The sequence below is a fragment of the Companilactobacillus halodurans genome (assembly GCF_009600995.1).
GTDB lineage: Bacteria > Bacillota > Bacilli > Lactobacillales > Lactobacillaceae > Companilactobacillus > Companilactobacillus halodurans.
In genome coordinates this window covers 1-19690 of sequence record NZ_VDFO01000014.1, presented here as the reverse complement: position 1 = coordinate 19690, position 19690 = coordinate 1, and the positions used below count along the sequence as shown (strand labels likewise).

The 19690-nt window shown below is 35.7% G+C and carries 17 protein-coding genes; 13 read left to right on the top strand and 4 right to left on the bottom strand.

What is annotated here, in order from left to right:
• Positions 1 to 46 precede the first annotated feature (46 nt).
• From FHL05_RS12480 to FHL05_RS04920, 3 genes are read left to right on the top strand one after another with little or no spacing between them, the layout of a single operon-like run.
• Positions 47 to 709, top strand: a complete 663-nt coding sequence (locus FHL05_RS12480; RefSeq protein WP_202879059.1) for a hypothetical protein — start codon at positions 47 to 49, stop codon at positions 707 to 709.
• 15 nt (positions 710 to 724) lie between these two features.
• Positions 725 to 1165, top strand: a complete 441-nt coding sequence (locus FHL05_RS12475; RefSeq protein WP_202879058.1) for a hypothetical protein — start codon at positions 725 to 727, stop codon at positions 1163 to 1165.
• 52 nt (positions 1166 to 1217) lie between these two features.
• The gene (locus FHL05_RS04920; RefSeq protein ID WP_153384250.1) at positions 1218 to 2582 is read left to right on the top strand and encodes a PTS transporter subunit IIC; all 1365 of its coding nucleotides are present in this window, start codon (positions 1218 to 1220) and stop codon (positions 2580 to 2582) included.
• Positions 2583 to 2677: 95 nt separating this feature from the next.
• Here FHL05_RS04920 and FHL05_RS04915 read toward each other — a convergent pair whose 3' ends face one another.
• From FHL05_RS04915 to FHL05_RS04905, 3 genes are read right to left on the bottom strand one after another with little or no spacing between them, the layout of a single operon-like run.
• Entirely contained in the window at positions 2678 to 4624 is a 1947-nt protein-coding gene (locus tag FHL05_RS04915; protein ID WP_153522182.1) for a PTS fructose transporter subunit IIABC, read from the bottom strand.
• Between the two features lie 22 nt (positions 4625 to 4646).
• Positions 4647 to 5567, bottom strand: coding sequence for a 1-phosphofructokinase (gene pfkB, locus FHL05_RS04910; protein WP_162000215.1), 921 nt, complete (start codon positions 5565 to 5567; stop codon positions 4647 to 4649).
• Positions 5567 to 6319 (bottom strand): DeoR family transcriptional regulator, encoded by a 753-nt coding sequence (locus tag FHL05_RS04905; protein ID WP_162000214.1) that lies wholly within the window; start codon positions 6317 to 6319, stop codon positions 5567 to 5569. The genes pfkB and FHL05_RS04905 overlap by 1 nt, the downstream gene beginning before the upstream one ends.
• A gap of 195 nt (positions 6320 to 6514) precedes the next feature.
• Here FHL05_RS04905 and obgE point away from each other — a divergent pair, with 195 nt between their 5' ends.
• The 7 genes from obgE to FHL05_RS04870 all read left to right on the top strand — a co-directional run bounded on the left by obgE (position 6515) and on the right by FHL05_RS04870 (position 12897).
• Positions 6515 to 7801 carry a GTPase ObgE gene (gene obgE / locus FHL05_RS04900; RefSeq protein ID WP_337692510.1) on the top strand — a complete coding sequence of 429 codons (1287 nt, stop codon included), beginning with the start codon at positions 6515 to 6517 and terminating at the stop codon, positions 7799 to 7801.
• Between the two features lie 12 nt (positions 7802 to 7813).
• Positions 7814 to 9739, top strand: coding sequence for an acyltransferase family protein (locus FHL05_RS04895; protein ID WP_153522180.1), 1926 nt, complete (start codon positions 7814 to 7816; stop codon positions 9737 to 9739).
• Between the two features lie 14 nt (positions 9740 to 9753).
• Positions 9754 to 10680 carry a ribonuclease Z gene (rnz, locus tag FHL05_RS04890; protein ID WP_153384245.1) on the top strand — a complete coding sequence of 309 codons (927 nt, stop codon included), beginning with the start codon at positions 9754 to 9756 and terminating at the stop codon, positions 10678 to 10680.
• Positions 10681 to 10694: 14 nt separating this feature from the next.
• The gene (locus tag FHL05_RS04885) at positions 10695 to 11492 is read left to right on the top strand and encodes an SDR family NAD(P)-dependent oxidoreductase (RefSeq protein WP_153384244.1); all 798 of its coding nucleotides are present in this window, start codon (positions 10695 to 10697) and stop codon (positions 11490 to 11492) included.
• 13 nt (positions 11493 to 11505) lie between these two features.
• Positions 11506 to 11826: a lipopolysaccharide assembly protein LapA domain-containing protein gene (locus tag FHL05_RS04880; protein WP_153384243.1), complete on the top strand. Its 321-nt coding sequence runs from the start codon at positions 11506 to 11508 to the stop codon at positions 11824 to 11826.
• An 88-nt stretch (positions 11827 to 11914) separates the two neighbouring features.
• A complete protein-coding gene (gene rpmF / locus FHL05_RS04875; protein WP_153384242.1) occupies positions 11915 to 12097 on the top strand; it encodes a 50S ribosomal protein L32 in 183 nt (60 codons plus the stop codon).
• A gap of 65 nt (positions 12098 to 12162) precedes the next feature.
• Entirely contained in the window at positions 12163 to 12897 is a 735-nt protein-coding gene (locus FHL05_RS04870; protein WP_153384241.1) for a hypothetical protein, read from the top strand.
• Positions 12898 to 12978: 81 nt separating this feature from the next.
• Here FHL05_RS04870 and FHL05_RS04865 read toward each other — a convergent pair whose 3' ends face one another.
• Positions 12979 to 13176: a YjzD family protein gene (locus tag FHL05_RS04865; RefSeq protein ID WP_153384240.1), complete on the bottom strand. Its 198-nt coding sequence runs from the start codon at positions 13174 to 13176 to the stop codon at positions 12979 to 12981.
• Positions 13177 to 13269: 93 nt separating this feature from the next.
• Here FHL05_RS04865 and dnaE point away from each other — a divergent pair, with 93 nt between their 5' ends.
• From dnaE to pyk, 3 genes are all read left to right on the top strand, one after another.
• Positions 13270 to 16590: a DNA polymerase III subunit alpha gene (gene dnaE / locus FHL05_RS04860; RefSeq protein WP_153522178.1), complete on the top strand. Its 3321-nt coding sequence runs from the start codon at positions 13270 to 13272 to the stop codon at positions 16588 to 16590.
• 103 nt (positions 16591 to 16693) lie between these two features.
• Positions 16694 to 17653, top strand: coding sequence for a 6-phosphofructokinase (pfkA, locus tag FHL05_RS04855; RefSeq protein WP_153384238.1), 960 nt, complete (start codon positions 16694 to 16696; stop codon positions 17651 to 17653).
• A gap of 67 nt (positions 17654 to 17720) precedes the next feature.
• Positions 17721 to 19490: a pyruvate kinase gene (gene pyk / locus FHL05_RS04850; RefSeq protein WP_153384237.1), complete on the top strand. Its 1770-nt coding sequence runs from the start codon at positions 17721 to 17723 to the stop codon at positions 19488 to 19490.
• The last annotated feature ends 200 nt before the right edge of the window (positions 19491 to 19690 follow it).

Below are 19690 nucleotides of genomic sequence, written 5' to 3'. Positions count from 1 at the left end.
ACGTCAACATTATTTTTTCACGACTTTTGAAAATCAATTTTGCAAGATGGAAACCGTTTTACCTAACGGAGCTCAAGATATCAAACCAGAAGATACTAATAAATTAAGATATTCGGTTAGACAAAATGATGGGTCCGGGTTTGTTTTCATTAATAATTACCAAGATCACGTTGAAAATGAAGATAAGAAAAATGAATCTATTGATTTAGAGCTAGATAATGAGAACTTGAGAATCCCTTATAATGGTGGCTTTGATTTAGATAAAGAAGAAAGTTGTATTTTGCCATTTAATTTAAATATTAAGAATATACTCCTCAAAACTGCAACTGTTCAATTAATCACCAAAGTAGGGGGAAATAAAGAAGCTTACTTTTTCTATCAACCACGTGGCATGAAGCCTGAATATGTTTTTGATGAAGATACGATTAAGGATATTCAAATTTCTAAAGGGACTATCAACAAGGTAAACGGTTCGGTTATTGTTCATCCTGAAAGTTCGGAAATAACAAAGGTTACTTTAACTGATTTAAATGACGAACAAATCGATTTATATACTTTGACTAACGAACAAAGTTTGAATTTTTGGAAATTCAATTATGGTGAGCGTGATAATGTGATTTTATCATCGGCTCAATTATTAGTAGATAATAATGGTTTGAGATTTGAGAGCTCAGATAACGAAATTAAGATTAAAGTTATCAATGGTTAGATTTCAGATGAATTGTTGAGTAAATTAACACTCAAATCGAAAAATCAATTAACAACGGACTATACGTTAACGACTGCTAAAATCAAACCTTCATTTAGTGAAGAATATATTAGTGATGGCAAGGTTCTATTAAGTGTTGATACGAATGCCCTTATAAAAAAATCTATCAAAGATTTACGACTAAAGATTGATTATCAAGGTGATATTGGCTATGCATTTTATCGAGATAAGTTGATTAATGATAATTATTCGAATGGCAGAACTTGGGAAATTGGTTTGCGTCATAATGTGAATGTTGGACACGATGAAAAGATTTATATTTCTATTACTCCAATTAGAAAAGATCAAGAAATAAAAAGTGATTCACCTATGGCTGCTAGAAGTGAAGTTGATTCAGGTGAAATAATCAACCTTGAAGAAATTAAGCTTGAACCAGTTTATGAATTTAAAGTTTAAAAAATAAGACTGAGGAACTTAATTTCCTCAGTCTTTTTATTAGGAGAATCTGATGAATAATTTTTTAATGTATGGAAATGGACTAGCACTAGTATGTTTAGTCATAGCAGTTGTTTTAACAATTAATAAGACCTCATTTACTAAAGTGATTGAAAGTCTTACAAAGTTCATTATTTCAATTATGGCAACATCCACGTTAGTTGTCGTATTAATGCGAACTTATAATAACGACATCGCTAAAGTAATTGAAAGAACATCGTTAAAATTAAATATCATCGACTTGGGATGGACTCCCGCTGCAATTATTACATGGAGTTCAATCTATAATTTGATAGTTTTATCGTTAATGATGGTAGTTAATTTAACAATGTTACATTATCATTATACAGAAACGCTAGATATTGATATATTCGATATGTGGCATTTATCTTTTGTAGGTTTATTAACCGTATATATGGGTGCAAACATTATATTAAGTTTAATTTTTGTTATGGGTTTAGGGATTTTAAAGTTAAAAAATTCTGATTTAATGAAACCAACTTTCGATGATTTAATGAATAATCAAAATAGTCCAATGACATCGACTCATATGAATTATTTAATGAATCCAATAGTTTTCCTTTTAAATGAGATATGTTCTTGGACCATTCCTAATATTGATAAAATTAATTTTGATTCGGCTAAATTAAATAAAATTGTCGGGTTTTGGGGTTCAAAATTTGCCACTGGTTTCTTCGTGGGTATACTCATTGGAATAGTGGGTAAAATTACAATAAAAGATACTTTAGGATTAGCGTTTCTTTTAGGTGCTTTTTTGGAGCTCTTCAATGTTATTGGTTCTTGGTTAACGTCATCACTGAATCCCATTATTCAAGTTTTGAGTGACAAATTGAACAAAAAAGCTGGTGGTCAAATACGTTTTATTGGCCTAGATTGGGCGTTTTTATCCAGTAGGCCAGAAGTTTGGACAGTTGCTAATATTCTAGCACCTTGTCTCATTATTGAATCATTTATTTTACCAGGGAATCATATTTTACCTTTAGGTGGCTTGATTGCTATGGGAATAACGCCATCTTTATTAGTTGTTACTCGTGGAAAAGTTTTGAGAATGATTGTAATAGGAGTAGTTGAAATTCCAATTTTTCTTTGGTCAGCAACGTTAAGTGCACCATTCATTACTTCAATGTTTAAAAATATTCTATTAACTTCAAATACAAGCATTGGTTTAATAGGTTCAGCAACTAAAGAGGGACCTATAGAACAAATATTAGCAATTATGATCGGTAAATCTTCAAAAGGTAATGTTAAATATATTCTAATAACAGTGATTTCACTTGTGATTTATTTGTTGCTATTTTATTGGTATCAAGAACAAATGAAAAAACGTAATACTCGATATATTTCAAAGTCTTCTTAAAAGATGCCAAATAGTTTCTATTTATTATATTAATAGTAAAAAAGGTTCCAAGGTGAGAGATTAATCTCAACTTGAAACCTTTTTGGTTAATTTAATTATTTATTTGCTTCTTTTTTAGCAGGCTTCCAAACACCATAGATAACACCTGAAATTATAGCACCGATAATAACGGCAACTAAGTAAAGCAAAGGCTTGTTAGCTAATGGAGTAACGAAGATACCACCGTGAGGAGCAGGAACGTTAACGCCCCAGAGTTGTGTCAAACCACCACCGATAGCTGAACCGATAACACTTGATACGATAACGTGCAATGGATCTCCAGCGGCAAATGGAATAGCACCTTCGGTAATAAATGAAAGACCTAAGATGTAGTTAGATAAACCAGCTTGTCTTTCTTGTTCAGTAAACTTGTTCTTCCAAAAAGTTGTAGCAATCGCAATAGCTAGAGGTGGAACCATACCACCAACCATGACGGCAGCCATCAAAGCACCATCTTGAGTTGCAGTAAAGGTACCAATAGCGAATGTGTAAGCAGCCTTGTTGAAAGGACCACCCATATCGATAGACATCATACCACCGAGCAATGCGCCTAGAACAACAGCATTACCAGTACCCATTGATTCAAGGAAAGCAGTGATAGCGTGGTTAACGACCGCAAAGATTGGGTCGACCATGAAGTACATAACGGCACCAGTTAAAAGCAATCCTAGAACTGGATAGATTAGAATTGTCTTCAAACCATCCAATGACTTAGGCATAACTTTAAGCCATTTCTTTAAAGCAACGATAATCCAACCAGCGATAAAACCAGCTAGTAGACCACCGATAAATCCGGCAGGACTCTTTGATGAAACAACTGAAGCAGTAGCTTGAGATGCCATATAACCACCAACGAAACCAGGTAGTAGAGCAGGACGATCACCGATTGAAACGGCAATATAAGCGGCTAAAACAGGAATCAAGAAACTAAAGGCATAATTACCAACGTTATTGAAGAACAAGAACCATTGGGACTTAGCACCAACAGAGTTTTCCAATAGGAAGGAAATAGCCATTAAAATACCACCACCAACAACGAATGGAAGCATATTAGAAATACCATTCATTAAGTCGGCGTAAATTCTTGACCAAAGCGATCTCTTTTCTCCGGAGTCGCTACTTTCTTCTTCTTCGCCACCTTCTGAGTGGAAGACAGGAGCTTTATCTTCAACGGCTAAGTTGATCAATTCTTCAGCTTTGTTGATACCATCACTAACGGGACGACTAACTAAGTGCTTGCCATTAAATCTTGGCATATCGACTTTTTTGTCGGCAGCAATGATAACACCAGAAGCACGATCGATATCGGCAGAAGTTAATTGATGTTTGACACCTTCAGAACCGTTAGTTTCAACTTTGATGTCAACACCCATTTTTTCAGCTTGTTCTTTCAAAGCAGCTTCAGCCATGTATGTGTGGGCGATACCTGTAGGACAAGCAGTAACGGCGACAACATAAGGCTTGTCATTGTCACTAGCAGCAGCCTTTGCGGCAGCAGCTTCTTTAGCCTTTTCCTTTTCTTCGTCAGCTTTGTCTTTAGCTTCTTTTTCCTTCATAGCTTTATCGAACAATTCTTGAACTTCGTCAGCTGTTTTAGCAGCTTTTAAATTCTTAACGAGTTCTGGATTGATCAAAAGTGAAGAAAGAGCAGCAAGAGCTTGCAAGTGAAGATTATCTGCACCATCTGGAGCAGCAATCATGAAGAACAAGTAAGCAGGTTGGCCATCAAGTGACTTATAGTCAATTCCCTTGGCACTCTTAGCAAATAAGACAGTAGCACGTTTAACGGCCTTATCACGAGCGTGGGGCATAGCAATACCATCACCGATACCAGTACTAGTTTGCGCTTCACGTTTTAAAATATCTGATTTATATAATTCTTTATCATCAATGACGCCGACTTGATAGTACTTATCAACCATTTCTTCAATGGCATCCTCTTTGTTAGTAGCTTTCAAGTCCATAATCATGGCGTCTTTTAATAATAGTTGTTTTAAATCCATTCTTAAAAGTCTCCCTTAGTTATTAAACTTCTGTAATTGAAATATTCTTATAAACTTCGTCAATTTTTGATTTAATGGCGATATCTTGACTGAAGGCAGTTGCAGAACCACAAGCAGCACCAATATGGAAACTTTCAATAGGATCATTTGTTTCCATAAATGTTCCTGCAAAACCAGCAATCATAGAATCACCGGCACCAACAGAGTTAATGACTGTACCCTTAGGGGCATTGGCTTTATAAGCTTTATCCTTTGTAACTAGTAATGCACCGTCGCCAGCCATGGAAATAAGCACATGTTTAGCACCTTTTTCCAAAAGCTTTCTGGCGTAAGTAATAATTTCTTGATTATTTTTAAATGTAACATTGAATAATTCAGCTAGTTCATGGTGATTTGGCTTAACCACTAATGGATGCAATGGCAAAGTGTCAAGAAGAGCTTGACCAGTAGTGTCAATCACAAAGTCAGCACCTTGTTTTTGAATCATTTCAGCGATATCCAAATAAAATTTAGAATCCAAATTTTTGCAAAGGCTTCCAGACATAATCACAACATCGCCCTTACCGATATCTTTAAGATTATCTAGAAAACTTTGTTTTTCATCAGAACTGATAGCTGGACCAGCACCGTTGATTTCTGTTTCTTCGTTTTGATCAGTAGCATTGATCTTAACGTTGATACGTGTATCTTCTTTAACTTGAGTGAAAGAAGTCTTGAGGTCGTGTTTTGAAAGTAAACTTTCAAACATTGAACCAGTTGCACCGCCAACAAAGCCGAGTGCAGTTGAATCAATTTGTAATTCTTTTAGAATTCTTGAAACATTGATTCCTTTACCGCCGGGAAGCTTGACATCGTTTGAAGTCCGATTTACTTGTCCGGTATTTAAATTCTTCAATTGTAAAACGTAATCGATTGAAGGATTGACTGTTATTGTGTAAATCACTATATTGCCTCCGTTATCTTGGTATATTTACTTAAAACAGCATTTTCTTTATCCGATAGTCGGTTAGTTATTAATGGAACCTCATCTAAAGTAGCAAAACGACTAAAACTGACTTGCGAAAACTTGGAACTATCAGACAATATATAAGATTGGTTTGACTGCGCAATCGCTAAACTTTTTATAGCAGCTTCTTCTGGATCTGGCGTTGTATAGCCAGCATCCACTGAAAAACCATTCGTACCTATAAAAGCACGGTCAAAATGGTAATTTTCCAAAGTTTGAATAATGTTTGCTCCAACCAAAGCCTTAGTAGATGACTTTAACTTTCCCCCAGGAAGAAATGTGCTCACATTGTAATCGGCTAACATCGAAGCATTGTCGACACTATTGGTAATGACTAACAAGTCTGTGTGCTCGATTAGATAAGGGATCATGAATTGGATGGTTGTACCAGAGTCCAAAAAAATCACTTCATGATTTCTAACCAAGTTTGCAGCTGTTTGGCCAATCATTTTTTTATCATTGATATGAACGGCTGCTTTTTGCGATAAAGCAGGTTCTTCATGTAAAGAAATGACGTTTTGAGCACCGCCGTGAATCCTTAGTAATTTATGACAATTTTCTAAGTCTTGTAAATCACGACGCAAGGTGGATTCAGAAGCACCAGTTAATGGAATTAAATCGTGGAGTTTGACAATATTATGAATTTTTAGTTGTTCAAGGATAATTTGTTGTCGTTCTTCAGTAAGCACTTTCATCACCTCGCAAAAAATATAATACAACCATTAACGGTCAAAATCAATCATAAAATGCCAAAATCTTCCAAAAACTTTCAATTATTATAGACCATTTAATAAATTACTGGACAATCAATGTCAGTTCAACGTATTATGGAAGCTGTTTTTGTGCTAAAATTTAGAAATGATAATTATAGTTTAGAAAGGGGGATTTTAATGTTCGTAGATAACGTTAAAATCACCGTTAGATCCGGAAAGGGTGGCGATGGCGCTGTAGCCTTTCGTCACGAGAAGTATGTACCGCTTGGAGGACCTTCTGGTGGTGATGGTGGTCGCGGTGGCGATATCATCCTTAGGGCTAACGAAGGGATGAATACCCTAATGGACTTTAGATATAAGAGAATATTTAAAGCCGATCCTGGCCAAAATGGTCAAATTAAGGGAATGTATGGTCACAAAGCTGATCCTGTTTATATCAATGTTCCAACGGGAACTTCTGTTTATGATGTTGATAATGGACATTTAATTGGTGACTTAACAGAAAATAACCAAGAGTTGGTCGTTGCTAAAGGTGGCGATGGCGGACGAGGCAACATTCATTTTGCTACGTCTAAGAATCAAGCACCTGAATTGGCAGAAAATGGTGAACCTGGTCAAGAAAAACATATCAAACTTGAATTGAAATTGATTGCTGATGTTGGTTTGGTTGGATTCCCATCTGTTGGTAAATCTACCTTATTATCTGTAGCAACATCTGCTAAGCCTAAAATTGCGGCTTATCATTTTACAACCTTATCGCCTAATTTAGGGATGGTTCGTTTAGATAATGGTAACGATTTTGTTATCGCCGATTTACCAGGTTTGATTGAAGGAGCCTCAAATGGCGTTGGCTTGGGAATTCAATTCTTACGACACGTCGAGAGAACTCGGGTTCTTTTGCACTTAGTCGATATGGATCCTAATAGTGGTCGTGATCCAATGGAAGACTACCAAGCTATTAGAAAAGAATTGGGTAATTATGATGAAAATGTCTTAAAACGTCCAGAAATCATCGTACCAACTAAATTGGATGTACCTGGTTCGCAAGAACGTCTAGATGAGTTCAAGAAACAATTGCCAGATGATGTTGATATTTTCCCAATTTCAAGTATTCAACATACTGGTGTAAAGGCATTATTGAATCATACTAGTGAAGTATTATCTAAGGCAGAACCAATTCATTTTGATGTTCAAACGCAGGAGAATAAGGATTACAACTATGAACCTGAAGAAAAAGCCTTCACGATTGAAAAAGATCCAGAATATGAACACAGCTTTATCGTTAAGGGTAAGAAAGTTGAATCGCTTCTTCAAAGAACCAATATGGATCATCAAGATGGAATTATGCGTTTTGCTCGTCAACTCAAGTCGATGGGTATCGAAGATGCACTGATCAAGGCTGGTGCTGAATCAGGCGATTCAGTAACAATTCTTGATTTCACTTTTGAATTTATTTAGGGGCAATAAAAAATGGATAAATCACCGAAAAAAAGGTTTATTACTGGATTTGATGGACTACGTACCTTAGGTGTGATTGGTGTTATTATGTATCACCTGAATCCTAATGTTTTTTCCGGCGGGTATTTGGGAGTGCCAATTTTCTTCCTGATATCGGGTTATTTAATCACAGATCATTTCTTCAATACTGTTGATTATGGTGGTTCCTTCTCATTAAGTAATTTCTATGTAAAGAGAATTAAGAGACTATATCCTGGGATGCTGTTTGTTTTACTAGCATCTGGGGCATATATCGTTATATTTTTAAAGGGGTTACTCTATCATTTAGATCAGATAGTGTTAACCAATGTTTTGAACGTGTATAACTGGTGGCAAATTTTTAATGGTCAATCTTATTTTGAAAGATTCGCTAATAATGAATCGCCATTCGTTCACTTATGGACACTGTCAATCGAAGGTCAATTCTATATTATTTGGCCAATTCTTTTGATTTTATTTACTAAGTTTCACGTTAAGAAGAGTCGTATCTTTGGCTTTTCTCTAATAGTTTCAATTGCTTCAGCAATTTGGATGGCAATGTTATTTAAGCCAGGCGTTGACCCAAGTAGAATTTACTATGGAACTGATACGAGATTATTCTCAATTCTTTTAGGTTGCGGTTTGGCACTGATTTGGCCAGCTGAAAAATTGAAGAGCAATTTGCATAAGAGCGATAAATGGAAGCTAAATATAGTTGGTTTATTGTCGCTTGCTTTAATGATTTTAATGATTTTTACAATCAAAGATTCTGATCCATTCTTGTATCGTGGCGGAATGTTTATTTTCTCAGTTACGACATGTATTTTCATTGCTGTTGTAGCTCACCCTGATTCATTCTGGAATGATATTTTATCGAATCGCGTCTTCCACTATATAGGTGCAAGAAGTTATGGATTATATTTATATCAATTTCCAGTAATGATATTCTTTGAATCAAAATTCAAGAATGTCGCTGATCATCCAGTGCTTTATCCTGTAATCGAAGTTATTTTGATTCTCTTAGTAACTGAATTTTCATTTAGATTTGTTGAACAACCACTAGCACATGCTAAGTGGAGCGATGTAAAGAACTTCTTTAAGATTTCTTCAGGTTGGCAAAGAATTATTGCCTTAGTAGTAGCTGTTATTAGTATTACTGGTTGTTATAGCGTGGTTAAAGCGGTAAGTACTCCTAAGCCAAATGTTAACCACAGCCAATTAGCTAACAAGATTACTAAGAATGAAAAAGCTAATAAAGCTAAGAAACAACGAGCAATTGAGAATTTGAAGAAAGCTAAGAAGCAAAAGAATTCAACAGGTAAGATGTCTGCAGCAGACTATGCTAAGTATAAGAAGGCTGCAAAAGATCATCCTATCAATACTGATTTCGAGAAATATGGCTTGACGCAAATTGACTTGCAAAGATTAAAGGATATCCCAATGACAGCTGTTGGTGATTCTGTTATGGCCGATGGTTCAGATAATTTCTTGAAGTTATTCGATGATAAGAAAGTTATCGTCGATGCTGCTGTCAGTCGTCAATTAACTGCCAGTGTGGATATTTTGCAAAACTATAAAGATCAAGGCGTCTTAGCTCAAAATGTTATGATTGGTTTGGGAACTAACGGACCATTCAATATGCAACAATTAGGTCAGATTATGAATTTAGTTGGACCTAAACGTCATGTTTACTGGATTAATGTTCACGTACCAACAAGACCATGGGAAAAGACTGTTAATGGTGTCTTAGACCAAGCACAAAAGAAGTATAAGAATTTAACAGTCATTGATTGGAATGGTTATTCAGAAAACCATACAGACTGGTTCTATGATGACAATGTTCATCCAAATCCTGATGGTTCAATGTATTACACTTCATATGTTGCTAAAGAAATTTTGAAAACAATAGATAAAAAATAGAATAGGATTTTTTTATGGAATTAGAATTTTTAGGAACTGGTGCCGGAGTTCCATCGAAAGGTCGCAATGTTTCAAGTACAGCACTTAAGATGCTTGATGAAAGAAACGAAGTATGGCTTTTTGACGTTGGCGAGGCTACACAGCATCAAATATTGAGAACAACAATTAAACCAAGGAAGATAACTAAGATATTTATCTCCCATTTACACGGCGACCATATCTTTGGACTTCCTGGGTTGTTGTCTAGCCGGGCCAATCAAGGCGGCGATTCTCCACTTGAAATATATGGACCAGTGGGAATTAAAGAATATGTAGAAACATCTTTGAAAGTCACTGGCAGCAAACTGAGCTATCAAATTAAATATATCGAGTTAAAAAATGAAGGCGAGATTTTTAATGATAAGACCTTTAGTGTTTACGCTGGAAAATTGAAGCATCGTGTTACTTGTTTTGGCTATCGAGTTGTTGAAAAACCTCGAACGGGTGAATTGTTAGTTGATGATTTAAAGAAGTATAATATTCCTAATGGACCAATCTTTGGTCAATTAAAAGCTGGGAAAACTGTTGAATTAGAAAATGGAACAGTTTTAAATGGTAAAGATTTTATTGGACCAGATAAGCCAAGTAAAATCGTGACAATCATTTCTGATACGAGATACACTCCAGAAATAGATAAGTTGTCTCAAGATGCTGATGTGATCGTTCACGAATCGACTTTTTCAAATGATGAGAAACAAATGGCTTATAACTATTTCCATTCCACAGCTACTCAAGCAGCTCAAGTTGCGAAAAGATGCCATGCAAAGGGTTTGATTTTAACGCATATTTCTGCTAGATATACTGGTAGAGGTGCTTTGATTTTACAAAAAGAAGCTCAAAAGATTTTTAAGAATACGCGCGTGGCTAAAGATTTTGACCTGTATGAGGTACCATTTAAATAGAAAAGAGGATGGTTATGACTAATTTATTGAATCGTACACTGATCGTTACTGGAGCCTCTTCTGGAATTGGCAAGGACGTGGCTGTTAATGCTGCTAAATGTGGTGCCAATGTAATTCTAATTGCCAGAAATGAAGAAAAATTGCTTCAAGTTAAAAATGAATGTATTCGTGTTGGTGCTGAAAGTGCGCATCATGAGTACTTATCAATTGACATGAGTGATCCAAAACAAATTACTCAAGGTGTTAAAGACGTTTATGAGATTAATGACGACATTGACTATTTAGTTAATGCAGCCGGTTTTGGAGACTTTTCTAATTATCTAGAAACAGACTTCGATAAGATTGAAAAGATGTTTCGAGTAAATGTTCTCGGTTTGATGTTGATGACGAGATTAGTGGCTTCTGAAATGATCAAAAATGGCAGAGGACATATCTTGAATGTTGGCTCTATGGCTGGTAAGATAACAACACCTAAGTCAGCAGCCTATGCAGCTACAAAAGCAGCCGTGATTGCCTTCTCTGATGGTCTAAGACTTGAATTAAGACCAATGGGTGTATATGTAACAACTATTAATCTAGGGCCAGTGAAGACTAATTTCTTCAATGTGGCTGATCATAATGGTACTTATCTCGATTCGGTCAAAAATTTTGTCTTAGATCCGGATAAGTTAGCATGGGAAATCGTTAATACTTTTGATAAGAATAAACGTGAGATTAATCGTCCTCGCTATATGGAATTAGCAGCAGTGCTTTATAAATTAGCTCCAAGTCTTGGGGATTATTTTGCTTCAACACTTGGAAATCGGAAGTAGGGGGAGCTTTACAATGAATGGTAATGGAAAACAATCGAAATTCGTCATCGGATTAGTTATTGTTTTAATCGTAGTGATCTTCGCTGTATTAAATGTAGATCCAGTGGCAGTCAGCTTTGGCTTCACGCGTGTTAAGTTACCTTTGATCATTTTGATCATCGTATCGTTACTTTTAGGGGCATTAGTTACGTTGCTTCTAGCTGGCACTGGTAAGAAAAAAGATAATGATTTAAACCGTCATGCTAAGAAACAAATTTCCAATGTTAAAGTTTCTCATGACAGTCAAATTGCTGACGCATTAAAGGAAAATAATGCTAAAAAGCAAACAAAATAGTAAATTTGCTTGCTCAAACGTTTTTATGATAGTATTATATTAAACGTTAGATTTGATTAGGTTAATATAAATAAAGGAGTTTTTAAACATGGCAGTTCCAAAGAGAAAATCATCAAAACAAAGAAAGCGTCAAAGACGTGCACATATTAAATTAGCTACACCAAACATGCAATTCGATGTTGCTACAGGTGAATATCGTTTGAGTCACCACGTATCACCATCAGGTATGTACAAAGGTGAAAAAGTTATCGACGATAACAAAGAAGCTTAATAAAAAAGTCAAGTCAATTTAGTCTTGGCTTTTTTTCATATTTAAAATTAGATGGGGAAACAACTATGAAAAAACTTAAATACATGTTATTGATGGTTATTCCGCTATTCTTTTTATTGCTAACGGGATGCTCTTCTTTAAGCCTGTCTACGACTAAAAAGTCATATAGTGCCAATGGACTAGTAGCAACAATCAAGGGGAAAGCCACTGATTATAAAAAATTGACTTATACAGTTGCTGGAAAAACTAAGAAAGTTGCGGTTGATGGAGGACATTTTGCCATTTCAGTACCAGTTTCTAATACAAATCAAAATGTTAGAATCAAAGCTACAAATGGAAAAGATACTGAAACTAAATTAGTAAAAGTAAAAAAAGCCAAGGCTCTTACAGACTACCTGACTTTTGCTCAAAGTTATAACTATACGTTGTTGTCGTTAGGTCAACCAACGGATCAATTACAGTTGATCTCAAAAAATGGGATTTTTACTCATAAGAAGAATGATGGGACTAAATGGTACTATAATGTCCAAAATAATCAGTTGATGGGCATTGCTACGAAATTTTCATATAAAGATTTGAAGTCTAAATCAGGACAAAAGGACTTTGCAACTGATTTGATGGTCGTATCGAATATTTTAGGTGCAGATGGGAAAAAGGTTTTGAAAGACTTTTCGAAACAAATCAAGAATACTGGACAAAGTTCTACTAAGACTTCGATGGATCAAATAACTTCAAAGGGTATCAATTTTAATATTAATTTGACTACAAGTGAGTTCTATCTTTATATCACTAAATATTAATCAACAAAAAAACTGTTAATTCAAATTATGAATTAACAGTTTTTTTATAAATTGTAAATAATAAAAAAGCGCCTAATAAAATTAAGCGTTTTTTTCGTCTTTAACAGAACTATCTAGAATCAATGGAATTATACTAAAAATGACAGCAAATACAACGCTGACGATTGCTGAATAACTCATGTTAAAAGTTTGCTGGTTTAAAGCACCACCAATGAATCCGGCAACTTGTCCCAGCATGATAGACCAGAAAATAATAGCAATATATCTCATTTCTTCCATCTCGCTTTCTCAAGTAGTTTAGCACAAAAGAATAATTTTCCCAATAAACTTTCACTTGCTTTTGATATAATTTTAACCAAAGGGGGCGACAAATTGCAAGCACAACTACAAGCGATGAGTAGTTATAGTTTACTGCACAGTCCCGCTAAATTAACGGAACTAATCGAACAAGCAAAAAAAAGAGGCTATCAAGCATTAGCTTTAACCGACATTAACAATTTGTATGGTTCGATTGATTTTTATAAATATGCCAAAAAAATTGGCCTCAAGCCAATCATTGGTTTAACTGCTGAACTTGCTGGAATTATTGATACAACTAATAAATATTCATTGATCTTGCTCTCAAAAAATGATGCAGGGTATAAGAATTTAATTAAAATATCTTCCAAAATAATGTCTAATAAAGAACCTCTTGATATTTTGGAATTAAAAGATTACTTAAATAATTTATTTGTCATCACACCAGGCAGCGGAGCTGAAATTTTACAAGTTGATGTCAAAGACTATTTAAAAAAGATAGTTGGCTTATTTGACAAAGGGGCTTTCTTTTTAGGAGTTGGATTAAATTCCGGCCAAATCGATAATGTCAAAAATATTAAGCAAACTGCTCAGATGGAGAATTTGCCGATGACTGCATTAGGCGATGTGAGATATATCAATTCTGATGACCATTTAGCTTATCAAGTCGTCAATAATTTACGAACTGGTCAAAGATTTGAAAGTTTAGAACAAGTTGTGGAAACTGGCGATCATTATTTAAAAAAAGCGGATGAATTTACTGCTGATTTTTTACAAGTCGACATGCAACAAGCTGTCAAAAATACTGAAAAAATAGCTGATGCCTGTAACGTTGAGATTGAATTTAAGGAAACTGAATTGCCAAAATTTGAAACGCCAGATAAAACAACTTCGATTCAATTTTTACATAGTTTAGCTTTGAAAGGATTAAAAAAACGTTTCAATAATAATATTGCTCAAAATTATGTAGATCGCTTGAATTATGAATTGCGTGTAATTGAAAAAATGGGCTTCTCAGACTACTTTTTGATTGTTTGGGTTGTCATTAAGCATGCACATGAAGTTGGTATTAAAACAGGCCCAGGTCGTGGTTCAGCTGCTGGTTCTTTAGTGTCATATTGTCTAGGTATTACTCAAGTAGACCCGATTAAATATGACCTTTTGTTTGAACGTTTTTTAAATCCTCAAAGAGCCAATATGCCTGATATCGATTTAGATTTACCAGATGACCGACGGGATGAGATGGTTATGTATATGCATGACAAATATGGTTCTGATCATATGGCACAAATTATTACCTTTGGAACCTTGGCAGCGAAGATGGCTTTAAGAGACATTTCGAGAACTTTTAGTCAAACGCAATTTCAGATTTCTCAATGGTCAAATGCAATTCCTAAAAAACTTAATATCAGTTTGCATGATTCTTTTGATGAATCAGCTTCCTTAAGAGAATTAGTTAATAATTCTCGTGAAAATCAATTAATATTTAAAGTTGCTCAAAGAGTTGAAGGAATCCCTCGGCACTATTCAACTCATGCTGCAGGGATAGTTTTAAGTAAAAAGCCCATGACTGATATTGTGGCTGTTCAATTAGAAGATGATGGCATCAATTTAACTCAGCAAACTAAATACAATGTTGAAAGTGTTGGATTGTTGAAGATGGACTTTTTAGGTCTCAAGAATTTGACTATTTTGGATGAGGCTATTAAAAAGATTTCCAAACGATATGGTAAAACTTTCATTCCTGAAAAGATTCCTTTAAACGATGAAAGGACTTTAAAAATCTTCCAGTTAGGAGCGACGGACGGTGTCTTTCAATTTGAATCAGATGGAATCAGAAGCGTCTTGCGCAGATTGGTTCCAACTAGTTTTGATGACATTGTGGCCACTAATGCCTTGTATCGCCCAGGTCCCATGCAAAATATTTCCACTTTTATTGCCCGAAAACACGGTGAAGAACCGGTAGTCTATCCTGATCAATCGCTTGAAAAAATTCTCAAACCCACTTATGGAGTTCTGGTTTATCAAGAGCAAGTAATGCAAGTATCATCTGAAATGGCTGGTTTTTCACTGGCTGATGCCGATATTTTACGTCGGGCTATCAGTAAGAAGAATGAAGCTTTAATTGAAGAGAATCGACAAAAATTCGTTAACGGGGCAGTTTCTCAAGGACATGATGAAGCCTCTGCTCAAAAGGTTTATCAGTATATCGAAAAGTTTGGTAACTATGGATTCAACAAATCCCATTCAGTTGCCTATTCGATGATTGCTTTTTGGCTAGCGTATATCAAAGTCCATTTCCCAGATGTCTTTTTTACTTGCTTATTAAATTCAAACTTGAATGCTGAATCTAAGGTGACGACGTATATTCAGGATGCTAAAGACGCACATTTAAAAATTTTGAATGTCGATATCAATCAGAGCCAATATGAATTTGTCGATACGAAAGAGGCTATTCGTTTTGGATTGTTGAGTATTAAAGGGATGCGTCGAGACTTGGCATCAGAAATTATTCAACAGCGTGAAAAAAATGGCGAATATACTAGTCCAATTAACTTTTTACAGCGAATTGACCGAAGGTTCGTTAAGACAGATTACGTAGAACCACTGGTATTGTCTGGGGCGTTTGATAAATTCAATCAAAATCGTAAAGAATTGCTCTATAATTTCCGTGATTTGATTGAAAGCATTCAATTAGCTGGTGGAAATTTATCGTTATTCGATGTCTTAGATCCAAAGAAACATCAAGTTAATGATTTTACTTTGACTGAAAAGCTCAATCAAGAAAAGGAATATTTGGGAGTCTATGTTTCAGGACATCCGGTTGAAAAATATCGTAGTCGTCTTTTAGATTTACAAACCGTCAAAATTGTTGATTTAAGTAATAGACAAAATGTCAATGTTAATGTTTTAGGATTAGTTAAAAATTTACGAGTGATTAGGACTAAAAAGGGTCAACGTATGTGTTTTATGACGATTGAAGATGAATCTGGCCGTATATCTGTGACCGTTTTTCCAAAGCTATTTCAAAAAATAGAAAAAGAGGAACTGGATGGTAAAATCTTTCTCTTTGTAGGTCGCAGCAACGTTGGTCAGCGAGGAGATTTAGAATTAATTGCTGAACGTCTTTTGGATCCTAAACAATATACAGTCAAATTACCAAAAGAAAAGTTATATTTACGGATAATGCCTCAAATGGACAATCCAGAAAAACTTGAAGAATTGTATCAATTGATTGAAAGTTCACGTGGTAAAATGCCGGTGATAATTTATCGAGAGAAAAAAAGACAGGCTTTACTCTTGAAATCTAACCGGTGGATAGATTTTAATAGTAATGTGCAAAGTAAACTGGAAAACTTTTTAGGTAAAAGAAATGTTTTCGTAAAAAAAGACTGATTTATTTATTTTAAAACGTTTTCAGCTCTACAAAGTAAGTAACAAAAATGTTATATTTTATTAGGTTTTGTTTTAGAAACAAATAATTTTGGAGTGTGAACAAATGAAGCGTATTGGTATTTTAACCAGTGGTGGAGATGCCCCTGGTATGAATGCTGCTATTAGAGCAGTCACACGTAGAGCCATTGACAAGGGGCTTGAAGTGTTTGGTATCAATTATGGATATGCTGGTTTGGTTGCTGGTGACATCTTTCAACTAACAACTGCTGACGTGTCTGACCGTATTCAACGCGGTGGTACTTTCTTGCATTCTGCAAGATACCCTGAATTTGCTAACGTAGAAGGTCAACTCAAGGGTATTGAGCAATTGAAGAAATTTGGAATCGACGCACTAGTTGTTATTGGTGGCGACGGTTCTTACCACGGTGCATTACGTTTGACTGAACATGGTTACAACGCAATTGGGCTACCAGGAACTATCGATAATGATATTCCTTATACTGACTTTACAATTGGTTTTGACACAGCTGTTTCAACTGCTGTCGATGCCATTGACAAGTTAAGGGATACTGCTACTTCTCACGAAAGAACTTTCGTTGTTGAAGTAATGGGTCGAGGTGCTGGTGACGTTGCTCTTTGGGCTGGTGTTGCCGGTGGTGCTCAAGAGATTGTCGTTCCAGAACGTGATTTCGATATTAAAGAAATTGCAAAGAAAGTTACAGAAGGCCGTGAAAAAGGCAATAAGAATATGATTATTGTCTTGGCCGAGGGAGTTATGCATGCTCAAGATTTCATGAATGAATTGGACAAGTATGGTGACTTCCAAACACGTGCTACTGTCTTAGGACACGTACAACGTGGTGGTTCACCAACTGCAAGAGATCGTGTCTTAGCAAGCAAGATGGGTGCTAAGGCTGTTGACCTTCTTCTTGAAGGCAAAGGTGGTCTTGCAATTGGTATCGAAGATAACAAGATTACTTCACATGATATTCTTGATTTATTCGATAGCAAGCACAAACCAGATTTATCACTTTATGATTTGAATGAATCTTTAAGCAGATAATTTCAAGCATGAAATGATGTAATTTGTTACAATAAACGATGAATAAGACAAGAAAAGGGGATTCTCGATGAAAAGAACTAAAATTGTAAGTACACTCGGACCTGCTAGTAACGATGTTGATACAATCGTTAAGTTGATTGAAGCAGGAGCTAACATCTTCCGTTTCAACTTCTCACACGGTGACCATCCAGAACACAAAGCTCGTATGGAAATGGTTCACGAAGCAGAAAAAATTACTGGTAAGACTGTAGGTATCGTTCTTGATACTAAGGGTGCTGAAATTCGTACAACTGTTCAAGAAGGTAACAAGTTTGAAGCTAAGATTGGTCAAACAATCCGTATTTCAATGGATGACTCATTGACAGGTACACCAGAAAAAATTGCTTCTACTTACCCTGGTCTTTACGATGATACACACGTTGGTGGTCACGTATTGATCGATGATGGTCTTGTTGACTTGAAGATTACTGAAAAAGATGACAAGAACCGTGAATTGGTTACAGTTGTTCAAAACGACGGTATGATCGGTTCAAGAAAGAGTATCAATGCTCCTGGTGTTGAAGTTCGTCTACCTGGTATTACAGAAAAAGATTCAGATGATATTCGTTTCGGTCTTGACCAAGGTATCAACTTCATCTCAGCTTCATTCGTTCGTAAAGCTCAAGATGTCTTAGACATTCGTGAAATCCTTGAAGAAAAACACTGTGAATACGTACAAATTTTCCCTAAGATCGAATCACAAGAAGGTATCGACAATATCGATTCTATTCTTAAAGTTTCAGATGGTTTGATGATTGCTCGTGGTGACATGGGTGTTGAAATTCCATTTGAAAACGTACCATTCGTTCAAAAATCATTGATCAAGAAGTGTAACTCACTTGGTAAGCCAGTTATCACAGCTACACAAATGCTTGATTCAATGCAAGAAAACCCACGTCCTACACGTGCCGAAGTTACTGATGTTGCTAACTCTGTTCTTGATGGTACAGATGCTACAATGCTTTCAGGTGAAAGTGCTAACGGTGACTACCCTGTAGAAGCTGTTGCTGCTATGGCTCGTATCGATGAACGTACAGAACAACAATTAGACAAGAAGAACCAACTTGCTATTCAAAGATTCGAAGATTACAAAGGTTCAAACGTTACAGAATCAATCGGTGAATCAGTTGTTAGAACTGCTGAAGAATTGAACATTAACACAATTGTTGCAGCTACTAAGTCTGGTTACACAGCTCGTATGATTTCTAAGTATCGTCCAAGTGCTAACATTTTGGCTATCACATTTGACGAAACTACACAACGTGGATTGACAGTTAACTGGGGTGTAGATCCTATTATTGCTGACAAGCCGGAAAACACTGATGAAATGTTCGATCTTGCTGCTAAGAAAGCTCAAGAACGTGGACTTGCTAAGGAAGGTGACTTGATTCTTGTTGTTGCCGGTGTTCCTGTTGGTGAAAGTGGTACAACAAACGTTATGAAGATTCAATTGATCGGTTCAACATTGGTTAAAGGCCAAGGTGTTGGTGAAGAATCAGTTGTTGGTAACGTTGTAGTTGCTCACAATGCTGAAGAAGCAAACAAGAAGATCAACGAAGGTGACATCCTTGTTACAGAAATGACTGACAAAGATTACCTACCAGCTCTTGAAAAAGCTAGTGCCGTTGTTGTTGAAAACGGTGGTTTAACTTCACATGCTGCTGTTGTTGGTATTGCTATGGGTCTACCTGTAGTTGTTGGTGCTAAGAATGCTACAAACCTTGTTAACGATGGTGACACTGTTACTGTTGATTCAAGACGTGGTGTTGTATACAAAGGTGCTTCACGTTCACTATAATTTTAAACATTTAGTTTAATAATTTAATGAATAATAAATTAACTGAGAGAAACTGACGAGTTTCTTTCAGTTTTTTTGGCTGTTCGTCAAATTAAGTTGATGGCAGTTTACATAAGCAGTTAGATCATAATTGGTCTAGCTGTTTTTTATTTGGCTGACGAGCTTGCTCGGAGCCAAAAAATTTGAAGATTGATACGCTT

Bases quoted from the DNA above. Each gene is read 5' to 3' on its own strand.
- FHL05_RS12480 (WP_202879059.1), top strand. From the start codon at position 47: ATGGAAACCGTTTTACCTAACGGAGCTCAAGATATCAAACCAGAAGAT.
- FHL05_RS04920 (WP_153384250.1), top strand. From the start codon at position 1,218: ATGAATAATTTTTTAATGTATGGAAATGGACTAGCACTAGTATGTTTA.
- FHL05_RS04915 (WP_153522182.1), bottom strand. From the start codon at position 4,624: ATGGATTTAAAACAACTATTATTAAAAGACGCCATGATTATGGACTTG.
- FHL05_RS04895 (WP_153522180.1), top strand. From the start codon at position 7,814: ATGGATAAATCACCGAAAAAAAGGTTTATTACTGGATTTGATGGACTA.
- rnz (WP_153384245.1), top strand. From the start codon at position 9,754: ATGGAATTAGAATTTTTAGGAACTGGTGCCGGAGTTCCATCGAAAGGT.
- FHL05_RS04885 (WP_153384244.1), top strand. From the start codon at position 10,695: ATGACTAATTTATTGAATCGTACACTGATCGTTACTGGAGCCTCTTCT.
- FHL05_RS04880 (WP_153384243.1), top strand. From the start codon at position 11,506: ATGAATGGTAATGGAAAACAATCGAAATTCGTCATCGGATTAGTTATT.
- rpmF (WP_153384242.1), top strand. From the start codon at position 11,915: ATGGCAGTTCCAAAGAGAAAATCATCAAAACAAAGAAAGCGTCAAAGA.
- FHL05_RS04870 (WP_153384241.1), top strand. From the start codon at position 12,163: ATGAAAAAACTTAAATACATGTTATTGATGGTTATTCCGCTATTCTTT.
- FHL05_RS04865 (WP_153384240.1), bottom strand. From the start codon at position 13,176: ATGGAAGAAATGAGATATATTGCTATTATTTTCTGGTCTATCATGCTG.
- pfkA (WP_153384238.1), top strand. From the start codon at position 16,694: ATGAAGCGTATTGGTATTTTAACCAGTGGTGGAGATGCCCCTGGTATG.
- pyk (WP_153384237.1), top strand. From the start codon at position 17,721: ATGAAAAGAACTAAAATTGTAAGTACACTCGGACCTGCTAGTAACGAT.